9 protein-coding genes are annotated in these 12,811 nt (G+C 73.7%); 2 read left to right on the forward strand and 7 right to left on the reverse strand.

Annotation, left to right across the window (positions count from 1 at the left end):
- The first annotated feature begins 614 nt into the window (after positions 1-614).
- Entirely contained in the window at positions 615-1,025 is a 411-nt protein-coding gene (locus ACFVUY_RS03785; protein WP_359897608.1) for a metalloregulator ArsR/SmtB family transcription factor, read from the forward strand.
- 49 nt (positions 1,026-1,074) lie between these two features.
- Here ACFVUY_RS03785 and ACFVUY_RS03790 read toward each other — a convergent pair whose 3' ends face one another.
- The 4 genes from ACFVUY_RS03790 to ACFVUY_RS03805 form a co-directional block, all read right to left on the reverse strand.
- Entirely contained in the window at positions 1,075-2,442 is a 1,368-nt protein-coding gene (locus ACFVUY_RS03790) for a nitrate/sulfonate/bicarbonate ABC transporter ATP-binding protein (protein WP_387727083.1), read from the reverse strand.
- Positions 2,443-2,456: 14 nt separating this feature from the next.
- Positions 2,457-4,238, reverse strand: a complete 1,782-nt coding sequence (locus tag ACFVUY_RS03795) for an ABC transporter permease (protein WP_387727085.1) — start codon at positions 4,236-4,238, stop codon at positions 2,457-2,459.
- 149 nt (positions 4,239-4,387) lie between these two features.
- A complete protein-coding gene (locus tag ACFVUY_RS03800) occupies positions 4,388-4,771 on the reverse strand; it encodes a winged helix-turn-helix domain-containing protein (protein ID WP_359897612.1) in 384 nt (127 codons plus the stop codon).
- A gap of 25 nt (positions 4,772-4,796) precedes the next feature.
- A complete protein-coding gene (locus ACFVUY_RS03805) occupies positions 4,797-6,446 on the reverse strand; it encodes an NRAMP family divalent metal transporter (RefSeq protein ID WP_387727087.1) in 1,650 nt (549 codons plus the stop codon).
- 639 nt (positions 6,447-7,085) lie between these two features.
- On the opposite strand from ACFVUY_RS03805, the gene ACFVUY_RS03810 reads away from it, so the two are divergent.
- Positions 7,086-8,396 (forward strand): YhgE/Pip domain-containing protein, encoded by a 1,311-nt coding sequence (locus ACFVUY_RS03810; protein WP_387689904.1) that lies wholly within the window; start codon positions 7,086-7,088, stop codon positions 8,394-8,396.
- Between the two features lie 43 nt (positions 8,397-8,439).
- Here the strand turns inward: ACFVUY_RS03810 and ACFVUY_RS03815 are convergent, their stop codons facing one another.
- The 3 genes from ACFVUY_RS03815 to fdhD form a co-directional block, all read right to left on the reverse strand.
- Positions 8,440-10,770: an FdhF/YdeP family oxidoreductase gene (locus ACFVUY_RS03815; protein ID WP_387727088.1), complete on the reverse strand. Its 2,331-nt coding sequence runs from the start codon at positions 10,768-10,770 to the stop codon at positions 8,440-8,442.
- A 222-nt stretch (positions 10,771-10,992) separates the two neighbouring features.
- Positions 10,993-11,910 (reverse strand): LysR family transcriptional regulator, encoded by a 918-nt coding sequence (locus tag ACFVUY_RS03820; RefSeq protein WP_387727090.1) that lies wholly within the window; start codon positions 11,908-11,910, stop codon positions 10,993-10,995.
- 3 nt (positions 11,911-11,913) lie between these two features.
- Entirely contained in the window at positions 11,914-12,789 is an 876-nt protein-coding gene (fdhD, locus tag ACFVUY_RS03825) for a formate dehydrogenase accessory sulfurtransferase FdhD (RefSeq protein ID WP_387727092.1), read from the reverse strand.
- Between the last annotated feature and the right edge of the window lie 22 nt (positions 12,790-12,811).

Consider the following 12,811-nt stretch of genomic DNA (forward strand, 5'->3'; position numbering starts at 1 on the left):
GGCGGGTGCCGCGGCACCGGGGGCGGTGCCGGCCGCGATGGTCCCGGCGGGCTTCGCGGGCCGGCCCGCGTCGCCGCCGTCCGGCCCGCAGGCGGTCAGGGTGAGGGCGGCGCCCAGGGCGAGGGCGGCCGGGACGAACAGGGCACGGCGAGCGGACATGGAGGTTCCCCCGTGAGGTTGCGGATGAAGGAGGCGAGGAAGGCGGCGGGCCGTCGGCGCCGACCGCTGGGCAGCACTCTGGTCCGTCGCCCGGCCGGCCCGCCAGACCTCCCCGCCGAGCCGGGACGCTGGAACGGTTCCACCCCCTTTGACCTGCGGTTCCACACCCGCCTGGAACGGCCTCCCGGAACGCCGCGAGGCCCTTCGGGGCGTCGGCGGCGGAGCCGGGGCGTGTCCTGCGGACCTTCGCCGGGTGCGCGGCGCGCTCCCGGCCCGGCGGCCTGGAGGCGCCCCACCTCCACCTCGCGATGCCCGCGTCCCGACGCCGCGTCCCGACGCCGCGTCCCGACGCCGCTCCCTGATCCGACAGGGCCCATCGGACACGCCCCCGGCCCGTCCGGTGCCATCGTCGAGGGACGGGTCGGCGGGCCGGCGGGCGTCGGTACGATCCCTGTATGGGTGGTGCGCGGGAAGAGGCCTGGGACGCCGAGGCGGCGGAGCGGGCGGTGGCGGTGCTGAAGGCGGTGGCGGACCCGTCGCGGTACCGGCTGCTGTGGGCGCTGAGCCACCGGGAGCTGCCGGTGAGCGAGCTGGCCGAACTGCTGGGGGCGCACGTGTCGGCGACCTCGCAGCATCTGGCGAAGCTGCGCGCGGCCGGGCTGGTGGTGGCGCGCCGGGAGGGGACGCGGATCTTCTACCGGGCCACCGAGGTGCGCGGGCTGCTCACCGAGGCCGCGCTGATCGCCCACGACCTGCCCGCCCGCCGCGACGGCGACGACGACGGCGCCGCCCCGGCCGGTGCCACCGCGCCGCAGCCCTTCGCTCGCGCGGCCCGCGCGGTGCGCCGCCGCCCGGCGACCGGCTGAGCCCTCCCCGGCCGCCTCGCCCGGGGGCGTCGGCGTGCGGCCGGGCCGGTCAGCGGCCCGGCGCCGCCAGCCGGTACTCCTGCCGGTCGGCGTCGTACGCGAAGAGCCCCGCGTAGCGGCCCCAGTCGGTGGCGGTCTCCAGCTGCCGGTCGGTCTGTTCGTCGGTGTAGTGGCGGCCGAGCAGGTCGCGCAGGAAGCCGGTGCGGACGGTGGCGCCGGGCCGGCCGCCGAGGCTGTTGGCGATCAGCTTGATCAGCGGGACCTCCAGGGCGGCGGCGGCGAAGACGGCGCGGGCCTCCTGGGCGTCGGCCCCGGTGTAGGCGGCCCCCGTCCCGGTGAGCAGCAGGTCGTCGCCGTGGACCTCGGCGAAGCCCAGCAGGTCGAGGGCGTCGACCTGGGGGAGCAGGTCGTCGATGTCCAGGCCGAGTTCGTCGGCGAGGCCGGCCAGGTCGCAGCTCCCGCCCCGGTGGGCGATCGTCTCGGCGAGACCGGAGAGGCCGTCCACGCCGGCGGTGGGCAGCGGGGTGGCGGCGACGGTGCGCCGTTCGGGGTCGGGTTCGGTGCGGCCGGCCGGGCGGGTGTCCTTGGGCCGGCCGGTCATGATCCGGTACACCCGGTCCACCAGCTCGTCGAAGGCGGCCGAGTCGCGGTCGCGCGGCCGTTCCAGGGCGACCTCCACGGTCTCCCGGATCGTCCCGTACGGGCGGGCGCCGAGGACCACGATGCGGTCGGCCATCAGCACCGCCTCCTCGATGTTGTGGGTGACCAGGACGACGGCCCGGGTGGGGAACTGGCCGGACTCCCACAGCTCCATCAGCTCGCCGCGCAGGTTCTCGGCGGTGAGCACGTCGAGGGCGGAGAACGGCTCGTCCATCATCAGTACGTCCGGTTCGACGACCAGTGCCCGGGCGAAGCCGACCCGCTGGCGCATGCCGCCGGAGAGCTCCTTGGGGTAGGCGGAGGCGAAGCCGGTCAGGCCGATCAGGTCGATGGCCTGGTCGGCGGCGCGGGCGCGTTCCCGGGGCGGGACACCGCGGGCCTCCAGGCCGAGTTCGACGTTCTGCCGCACGGTCAGCCAGGGCAGCAGCGCGAAGGTCTGGAAGACCAGCGCGGTGCCGGGGTTGGCGCCGGTGAGCGGGGTGCCGCGGTAGCGGACGGTGCCGGAGCTGGGCGGGACCAGGCCGGCCAGGCAGCGCAGCAGGGTGGACTTGCCGGAGCCCGAGCGTCCGAGCACGGCGACGACCTCGCCGGCCCGGACGGTGAGGTCGATGCCGGAGAGCACCGGCAGTTCGCCGGCGGCCCCGGCGTAGGACTTGGTCAGACCGGTGGTCTCCAGCAGCGCCTCCCCGTCCCTGTCCTCGTGGGGGGCGGGTGCGGGTGCGGGCTCGGCGGCACGGTTGCGGAACGGGAAGCGCATCGGCGGACTCCGGACTACAGCGAGTAGCGGCGCTCGGCCAGCCGGTACAGCCGGCGCCAGAGCAGACGGTTGAGGGCGACGACGTACAGGCTCATCACCGCGACCCCGGCGAGCAGGTGCGGGTGGTCGCCGCGCTCGGCGGCCCGGGCGATGTACGCGCCGAGGCCGGTCGCGGTCAGCGTGGTGGAGCCGAAGGTGACCACCTCGGCGACGATGGAGGCGTTCCAGGCGCCGCCGGAGGCGGTGATGCCGCCGGTGACGTACGCCGGGAAGACGCCGGGGAGGATCAGCCGCCGCCAGCGCTGCCACCCGCGTACGCCGAGGTCGTCCATGGCCTCGCGCAGGTCGGCGGGGACGGCCATGGCACCGGCGATGGCGTTGAACAGGATGTACCACTGGGAGCCGAGGGCCATCAGCAGGATGCCGCCGAGGTCGATCGACACCCCGGTGCGCAGCAGCAGCCAGACCACCAGGGGGAAGAGGAAGTTGGCGGGGAAGCCGGCCAGCACCTGGACGACGGGCTGGGCGATCCTGGTCAGCCGGGGCGAGAAGCCGATCTTCACGCCGATCGGCACCCAGACCGCGGTGGCCACCGCGACCAGCACCACCACCCGGGCGAGGGTGGCGAGCCCGAGCAGCAGCGGCTCGCCGAAGACGCCGAGGCCGGTGCGGTCGGCCAGGTAGCGGCCGAGGTCGACGAGGCCCCACAGCACGATGCCGCCCGCGACGAGGGCGAAGGCCACGTCCCCGGCCCGCCGCCGGCCGGGGTGGACGGCCGGCGGGCGGTCGGCGGTGCCGAACACCCGCCCGGCCCGGTTCAGGGCCCGTCCGGCGGGGCGCAGCGCGCGGCCGAGCGCGGCGGGCAGCCGGGAGCGGCGCAGCAGGTCCAGCACGACCGAGCGCTGCACCTCGGTGGCCTCGGACTGCTCGTTCTTGAAGCGTTCGGCCCAGGCGGTGAGCGGCCGCCAGAACAGGAAGTTCACGCCGACCACCAGGACCACCATGGTGGCGATGGCCCAGCCGACCCGGCCGAGGTCCCCGGCGGCGATGGCCGCGCCCGCGTACGAGCCGACCCCGGGCAGCGCGTACCGCCGGCCGTCCACGGTGATCGCCTCGGAGGCGACCAGGAAGAACCAGCCGCCGCCGAAGCCGAGCATGCCGTTCCAGACCAGGCCGATCATGCCCGAGGGCAGCTCGACCTTCCAGAACCGCGTCCACCGGCTGAACCCGAAGGATCGGGACAGCTCGTCGAGTTCGCGGGGCAGTGAGACCAGCGCCTGGTAGAAGGCGAAGGTCATGTTCCACGCCTGGGAGGTGAAGATGGCGAACACGGCGGCGCATTCGAGGCCGAGCACCGAGCCGGGGAAGAGGGCGAGGAAACCGGAGACCGCGAGGCTCAGGAAGGCGAGCACCGGCACCGACTGGAGGATGTCCAGCGCCGGGATCAGCACCCGTTCCAGCCGGCGGCTGCGGGCGGCGGCGTAGGCGTAGCAGAAGGTGAAGACGATCGAGAGGGCGAGCGCGGCGAACATCCGCAGCAGCGAGCGCGCCGCGTCGTACGGCAGCCGGGCCGGGTCGGTGTCGACGGCCGCGTCCTGGGTGGCGGAGAAGCGGACGGCGCCGCCCTGGCCGAGCCGCAGCACGAGGTAGAGCAGGACCAGGACGGCGGCCGCGACGACCAGGTCCGTCCAGACCCGCCCGCCGAGCCGGTGCGCGGTCCGGGTGGGCAGTGAGCCCCGGGACAGGCCCGGCAGCGGGCTCCGGGACCGGCCCGGGGCGGGCTTCGTCAGGGTCATGGCGGTACCTCCGGGGCAAACCCGGGCAGTCTGCTCCCTCGGGACGTCCGTACGCAAACCCGCCCCGCCCCGCACGGGGCCACCGGGTGCGCCCGGCCCCGGGCGGGGCGCCGTGTCCCGTCCCGGGGGAGCGCCGTCCCGGGCCGGGGTCAGGCGGTCCGGGCCAGCCGGGGGTCGTACTTGTAGCCGATCTGCCGGACGGTGGCGATCGCCTCCCGGTGCCCGGGGCCGAGCTTGCGCCGGATCCGGGCGATGTGGGTGGCGACGGTGCGGGAGTCGCCGGTGTCCGGGCGGCCCCAGACGTTCTCCATCAGCTGGCGCCGGGAGTGCACCCGCAGCGGGTTGCCGACCAGGTGCGCGAGCAGTTCGAACTCCAGGTACGGCATGGTGACGTGCCGGCCCTCGACGGTGACGGTGCGCTGGTCGGTGTCCACCACCAGGCCGGGCGCGGGCGCGGGTCGCGGGGCCGGGCGCCGGCCCGGGGCGGGGTGGTGCGAGAAGACGGCGTCGAGCCTGGGGCGGTGCGGGACCATGGCGCGGGGCTCCTTCGTGGTCGGCTCAGTGGTTCAGCGCGGTCTGGACGATCTTGACGACGACCATGGCCGTCGCGATCAGCAGATAGGCGCGCAGCGCGCCCATGCCGACCTTGCGGGCGGTGGACAGCACCGGCTTGTCGAGGGTCTCCAGCGGGGGCATCCGCCAGTTCTCCCGGCCGGTGCGGTCGACGGGGTCCTCCTTGGTGCCGCGGCGCCCGAAGGTGAAGGAGTACCCGGCGACGAGCACGCCCGCCACGCCGCAGCCGGCCATGATCCGGAGGATCGCCCCGGAGCCGATGTCGGGCCAGACCACGGCGGCGGTGAGGATCAGGGAGAGCATCACCAGGACGCCGACCACCAGCGAGGTGAAGGCGTTGGTCCGCGGCCCGTTCGTCCAGGGGCCCAGCACCGCGCGGTCGTTGCAGAGCAGCAGCAGGAAGACGGTCGCGGAGGGCAGCAGCACCCCGGCCAGCACCTGGACGAACTGGGTCATCAGGCCCTGGGTGTAGTCGGTGGAGAGCAGCGTGATCGCCGCCGCCGCGGCCACCAGGCCCGCGTAGATCCCGTAGAAGCCCTTGGCGCCCTTCACCCCGCGGTGCAGCGAGTGCTTGATGCCGAAGACGTCGCCGATCGCGTAGGCGGTGGACAGGGACACCGCGAAGGCGCCGATGATCGAGGCGTCCAGCAGGGCGATGGCGAACAGTACGCCGGCCAGGTGCCCGGCCTTGTCCTCGATGCCCCGGGCGACGGCGGCCGCGTCGGAGAAGTGCCCGAAGCCGTCGGTGTCCGCGAAGGCGGCGGCGGTGAGGCCCATCATGGCGGCGGCGCCGACGATCACGATCACGATGCCGATCCAGAGGTCGGCCTTCTCGTACGCCATGAAGCGCGGGGTGATCCGCTTGTCGATGACGTACGACTGCTGGAAGAACAGCTGCCAGGGCGCCACGGTGGTGCCGACGATGGAGATGATCACCAGCATCACGGCCGCCAGTCCGCCCGAGCCGCCGGGCATGGCGGGCACCACGAAGTCGTGCGCCATCCGCGAGGTCTTCGGGTGGACCATGAAGTAGATCGGCACCAGCAGCAGCGAGCCCAGGCACAGTGTCACGGCGACCCGCTCGAAGCGCTGGAACGAGCCGGTGAAGGCCGAGGCGATGATGATCCCGGCGGCGAGCACCACCGAGGCCGCCTTCGGCAGGCCCAGGTACCCGGCCGCGAGCGTGACCCCGATGAACTCGGTGACCAGCGTCAGCGCGTTCAGCAGGAACAGGTCGATCACGCTGAACGCGCCCCAGAACTTCCCGAAGCGCTCCAGGATCAGCCGGGCGTGGCCGACGCCGGTGACGGCGCCCAGCCGCAGCACCATCTCCTGGTTGACGTACAGCACCGGGACCAGCATCAGCAGCGTCCACAGCAGTTGGGTGCCGTAGTTCTGACCGGCCTGGCCGTAGGTGGAGAAGGCGCCGGCGTCGTTGTCGCCGACCATCACGATCAGGCCGGGCCCGACGATCGCGAGCAGGGTCTTCAGTCTCGCCGACAGGCCGTGCCTGGGCGTGGTGTCGTCGAGCCGGATGGTGCCGAGCGCGCCCTTGATGTCGCCGACGTGCGCGTCGTCGAGGACGGCCGAACGCGGCTCGGGCGGAGCGGAGTCGAGCGTGGCGTGGGTGGTCATGGGTTTCCTCCCTGGGCCCCGGAGGGGCGGTTCGGAGGCAGGCGGCGGCTCTCCCCGCGGGCGGGCACGGCGCATCGGCGCGCGGCTGCGCGGCCCGTACGGTGGCGTGCGGGCACGGCGGAGCCGCGTGCGGACATGGCGTGCCGTCGTCGCTGATGACTGCCGAAGAATGGTGACGGATCGTCAGGACGTGCTGCGGGGAAAGGTGTTACCGCATGCCGGAGGTGTGCGAGGGCAGGCGGGGGCAGGGGCAACTGTGGCCCGGACTACTGCAATCCATGTCTCTCGCCTCCTCCCGGCCGGCGCACCCCGTGGTGCGTGTCATCGACGCGGCAAGGAGCTCACCGGCCCGCGCGACGCGACCGCCGGTTCACCCCAACTCGTCAGAGCTTAGTCCCGCCCGGGAGCGATACTTGCGCACTTGGTAAAATCTTTACCTTTCTGTCGGCGTACGCCGGTGCCTGCCGTCGCTGCCCGCCGCTTCCCGCCCGCGCCCGCCGCTGTCCGCGGCTGCCAGTCCGCGCCCCGGGGCGGGCGGCGGCCGGCCGGGTGACGGGGGTTTGGCCGCCGGGCCGCCACGGAACGACTTCCCGCCGTACCGGCACCGGCACCAGGTCGTGCCCGAACCCGAGGGGTGGCATGGCGACCGCAGACTCCCAGGGGCCTCCCCGGCAGGCGCGGGCGCTGACGCTCGCACGGAACCCGAAACTGTGGCTCTTCCCGGGCGTCCTGTGCTGCCTGCTGGCCGTCCTCCTCTCCCTGCTCTACATGGGCGGCATCCTCAACCCGAGCGGGCACCTGCACCATTTGCCGATCGCCCTGGTGAACGAGGACCAGGGCCCGCCGCCGCCCGGGCAGGCGGAGCCCCTCGGCGCCCGGCTGGCCGCGGCCGTGGTGGCCGGCACTCCCGACAGCACCGTCCAGTGGCGGCAGGTGGACGCGGCCGGACTGAGCGAACAGCTCGCCGCCGGCAAGGTCTACGGCGCGCTGGTCGTGCCGAAGGACTTCAGCGCGGCCGTCACCGCGCTGGTCACCGGCGGCGCCACCGAGCGGCCGACCATCACCGTGCTGACCAACCCCGGCATGGGCAGCCTCGGCTCCTCGATCGCCGCGCAGATCGCCCAGAACGCCGCCCACCAGGCCTCGTCGGCGCTCGGCGGGCAGCTGCTGGCCGCCGTACCGGCCTCCGGTGCCCCGGGTCCGGACACCGGAGCCACCGCCCGGCTGCTGCTCGCCGACCCGATCGCCGTCACCACCCGGGTCGGCCACCCGATCGGCGGCCACAGCGGGCTCGGCCTGAGCGCCTTCTACTTCACCCTGCTGGCCGTGCTGACCGGCTTCATCGGCGGCAACATCGTCCACAGCGGCGTCGACGGCGCGCTCGGCTACAGCGACAGCGAGATCGGCCCCTGGCACACCCGCCGCCCGACCGTCCCGATCAACCGCACCCAGACCCTGCTGCTCAAGATGGTCATGACGGCCGGGATCATGCTGCTCACCACCTCGCTCGTGGTGCTCTGCTCGGTCGGCGTCCTGGGCATGGACGCCCCGCACCTGGCACAGCTGTGGATCTTCGCCTACTGCGCCAGCCTCGCCGTGGGCCTCGGGGTGCAGGCGATCAACGCCGCGTTCGGCGGGATCGGGCAGCTGGTGTCGATGTTCGTCTTCATCGCGCTGGCGCTGCCCTCCTCCGGTGCCACCATCCCGCTCCAGGCGGTCCCCGGCTTCTACCGCTTCCTGAGCCTCTTCGAGCCGATGCGCCAGCTCAGCGACGGCATCCGGGCGATCCTCTTCTTCGACGCCAGGGCCGACGCCGGGCTCGCCCGCGGCTGGGTCATGATCGGAATCGGCGCGGCGCTGGCCCTGCTGTTCGGCTTCGGGATGACCCGCTACTACGACCGCAAGGGCCTGCACCGCTGGACGCCCCAGCCCTCCGGCCAGGACGCCTGACCACCGGGGCCGGGCGGCCGGGGCGGTCGGGTGTCCTGGCCGGTCAGGACGCCTTGGTGACGGCCACCTTGAGGTGCTTCATGATCGGCTGGTCGCTCTGGGTGCTGTAGTCGCCGATCGCGCACAGCACGTTCAGCTCCGGCATGTACCCGGCCGCGCAGCCGCGCGGGATGTCGTACGGGACGGCCAGGTAGCCGTGCACCGAGCGGGTGGACCCGTCCCGGGCGGTGCTGGTGACGTCCACCCGGTCGAACTCCTCCAGGCCGCGCTCGCGCATGTCGTCCCGGTTCATGAACACCAGGGTGCGCAGGTTCCGCACGCCCCGGTAGCGGTCGTTGTCCGAGTAGATGGTGGTGTTCCACTGGTCGTGCGAGCGCATCGTGCCCAGCGCCAGGATGCCCGGTTCGGGGACGACGTCGGGCAGCGGGGCGGCGGAGAACTCGGCCTTGCCGGAGCGGGTGTCGAAGACCAGCTCGCGGGCCGGCTGCTTGATCCGGAAGCCCAGCGGCAGCCGCACCCGGCGGTTGAAGTCCTCGAAGCCGTCGAGGACCTGGGCCATGGTGTCGCGGATGCGGTCGTAGTCCTCGATGTACCACTCCCAGGGGGTGGAACTGTCCGGCAGCGCCGCGCGGGCCATCCCGGCGACGATCGCGGGCTCGGAGAGCAGGTGCGGCGAGGCCGGGCGCTTCATGCCGACCGACAGGTGCACCATGCTCATCGAGTCCTCGACCGAGGTGGACTGCACCCCGGCCCGCTGGTGGTCCTTCTCGGTCCGGCCCAGGCACGGCAGGATCAGCGCGGCCCGCCCGTGCACCAGGTGGCTGCGGTTCAGCTTGGTGCTCACCTGGACGGTCAACTCGCAGGACTCCAGGGCCTGGTAGGTGTACGGGGTGTCCGGCGCGGCGAGCGCGAAGTTGCCGCCCATGCCGACGAACACCGTGATGTCGCCGCGCCGCATCGCCTCGATCGTGCCGACGGTGTCCAGCCCGTGCTCGCGCGGCGGCTCGATCCCGCACACCTCGGCGAGCCGGTCCAGGAACGCGCCGGCGGGCCGGTGGTCGATGCCGCAGGTGCGGTTGCCCTGGACGTTGCTGTGCCCGCGCACCGGGGAGGGGCCGGCCCCCTCCCGGCCCAGATTGCCGCGCAGCAGCAGGAGGTTGACGATCTCCCGGACGGTGTCCACCCCGTGCTCGTGCTGGGTGACACCCAGGCACCAGCTGAAGATCGAGCGGTCGGCCTCCCGGTAGACCCGCGCCGCCTTGAGGATCTCGGCCCGGTCCAGCCCGCTCTGTCGCTCGATCTCCTCCCAGGGCGTGGCCAGGCAGACCTCGCGGTACGCCTCGAACCCGCTGGTGTGGCGGTCGATGAACAGCCGGTCCAGCGCCCGGTCGTCGGACGCGGACTGCTCCAGGATCGCCTTCGCCATGCCGCGCAGCAGCGCCATGTCGCCGCCGATCCGCGGCTGGAGGTTCAGGGTGCTGGTGCGGGTGGCCCGGTTCAGTGCCATGTCGGTGAAGTCGTGCGGGATGATCGTCCGGGTCGCCGCCGCCTCGACCAGCGGATTGACGTGCACGATCTGCGCGCCCCGCTTGTACGCCTCGGCCAGCGAGGTGAGCATCCGGGGCGCGTTGGAGGCCGCGTTGACGCCCAGGATGAACAGGGCGTCGGTGACCTCCCAGTCCTTGAGGTCGACCGTCCCCTTCCCGGTGCCGAGCGAGGCCTGCAGGGCCCGGCCGCTGGCCTCGTGGCACATGTTGGAGCAGTCGGGCAGGTTGTTGGTGCCCAGCTCGCGGGCCATCAGCTGGTAGAGGAAGGTCGCCTCGTTGCCGAGCCGGCCGGAGGTGTAGAACGCGGCCCGGTTGGGGTCGTCCAGCCCGCGCAGGGTGCGGCCGACCAGGGCGAACGCGTCCTTCCAGCCGATCGGGACGTAGCGGTCGCTGTTCGGGTCGTAGACCATCGGCTCGGTGAGCCGGCCCTGGTCCTCCAGCGCGAAATCGCTCCACCCGGACAGCTCGGTCACCGTGTGGGCGGCGAAGAACTCCCGGCCGACCTGCTTGCGGGTCATCTCCCAGGTGACGTGCTTGATGCCGTTCTCGCAGATGTCCAGGTGCAGGCCCTTGGTGTCGTCGGGCCAGGCGCAGCCGGGGCAGTCGAAGCCGCTTTTCTCGTGGTTCATCCGCATCACCGCCCGCGGCCCGTCCAGGTACGCGCCCTCGCGCACCAGGAAGCGGGTGACGCTCTTGGCGGCGCCCCAGCCGGCGGCCGGGTGGTGGTACGGCTGGGCGTGGGGCGGGCCGGCGGGGGAGGGGCCGACCTCCTCCTGCCCCGGGGGCTCCTGCGGGGGAGTGGTGACGGCGTCGTCGGAGGTGGTCACGGGCCTCGCCTTCCGTCGCACGGGGGTCGGACACCCGGCGTTGCAGTCGACGCTACGTCCGGAGGCCGGACCCCGCGCGTCGGGCGGTCGTGGTTCGGGCGGACCCCGCGCGTCGGGCGGTCGTGGCTCGGGCGGTCATGCCCCGGTCCCGACCCGGACGGTCATGCCCCGGTCCCGGCTCGGGCGGTCATGCCTCCGGTCCCCGGCCTCGGGCCCGGGCGATCACGCCGCCGGCAGGCTGCCGAGCACGGTGGCCACCTCGGTGCGCCGGGCGACCTCCAGCAGTGCGCGGGCCATCACCGAGCCGGGCTCCCGGGCGGCGATCACCAGTCCGATCGGCGCGCTGTGCGCCGGTTCCGTCAGCGGGACCGCCCGCATCCCGCGCGGCACGCCGAACACGTGCAGCCACGCGTACGGCACGACGCTCGCCCAGTGCCCGGTGCGGACGTGGGCGAAGAGCGAGGCCACCGAGTCCGTCTCGACCCGGGGCGTCGGCGCCAGCCCGAGCCCCGCGAACACCTCGTCCAGCACCCGGCGGCCCTGCATGCCCGGGTGCAGCAGGCACAGCGGCAGCCGGGAGGCCTGCTCCCAGGTCGCCCGCGGGTGCTGGGCCGGCTCGTCGGTCAGACCGGTCAGCAGGACGTACCGCTCCTCGTACAGCGGGAGTGCGCGCAGATCGTCCTCGCCCGGTCCGGGCAGGTAGGTGACACCCGCGTCGATCTCGAAGTTCCGTACCTGGCGCAGGAGTTCATCGGACCGAAGGTCGGTGGACAGCTCCACGGCCGCCAGCGGGTGGGCGGTGCAGAACGGCCCGGTGAGCAGCGACACGGCGCCCGAGGCGGTCGGCACCGAGCCGATCCGCAGCCGTCCGCTCAGGCCGGTGCGCAGCGCGTCCACCTCGTCTCGGAGGGCGTCCCGGTCGGCCAGGATGCGCTGCGCCCACAGCACGATCCGCTCGCCCTCGGGGGTCAGGCCCTCGTAGGCGCGGCCGCGCCGCACCAGCAGCACCTTCAGCTCGTCCTCCAGCTTGCGCAGCGCCTCGGAGAGGGCGGGCTGGGAGACGTGGCAGGCCTGGGCGGCGCGGGCGAAGTGGCGCTCCCGGGCGAGTGCGACGAGGTACTCGAGCTGGCGGAACAGCATCGCCTACTCGACTCCGGTGGTGGCGGGGGCGGCGTCGGCCGTGGTGGCCGGAGCGGTGGTGTCGACGCGGTCGGTGCGGGTGTAGACGTTCATCGAGTCGCCGCGCAGGAAGCCGACCAGGGTCAGCCCGCTCTCCTCCGCGAGGTCCACGGCCAGCGAGGACGGCGCGGAGACCGCCGCGAGCACCGGGATGCCCGCCATCACCGCCTTCTGCACCAGCTCGAAGGAGGCCCGCCCGCTGACCATCAGCACCGTACCGCGGGCCGGCAGCAGGCCCTCGCGCAGCGCGTGGCCGACCACCTTGTCCACCGCGTTGTGCCGGCCCACGTCCTCGCGCAGGCAGAGCAGCCGCCCGTCGGCGTCGAACAGCCCGGCCGCGTGCAGGCCGCCGGTGCTGTCGAAGACCTTCTGGGCGGCGCGCAGCCGGTCGGGCAGCGCGGAGAGCAGCGCGGGGGTCACGCGCAGCCCGTCCCCGGCGACGCTCCACGGCGCGGTGGTGCGCACCGCGTCCAGGCTCGCCTTGCCGCACAGGCCGCAGGAGGAGGTGGTGTAGAAGTTGCGCTCCAGCGAGGCGTCGGGCGCCGGCACACCGGGGGCGAGCAGGACGTCCACCACGTTGTAGGTGTTGCCCCCGTCGGCGGTGGCACCGGCGCAGTAGCGGATGCCGGCCACCTGCTCGGCGGCGTGCACCACGCCCTCGCTGACCAGGAACCCGGCCGCCAGGTCGAAGTCGCTGCCCGGGGTGCGCATGGTCACCGTCAGCGCGCGCCCGCCGACCCGGATCTCCATCGGCTCCTCGGCGGCCAGGGTGTCGGGACGGTACGAGGGCGCGCCCTGGCGCAGGCGCAGCACTCTGCGGGGGACGGTCACTCGGCCCATGGTCGTCGGCTCCTCGATGGTC

Source organism: Kitasatospora sp. NPDC058063, assembly GCF_042885395.1.
Classification (GTDB): domain Bacteria; phylum Actinomycetota; class Actinomycetes; order Streptomycetales; family Streptomycetaceae; genus Kitasatospora; species Kitasatospora lactacystinica.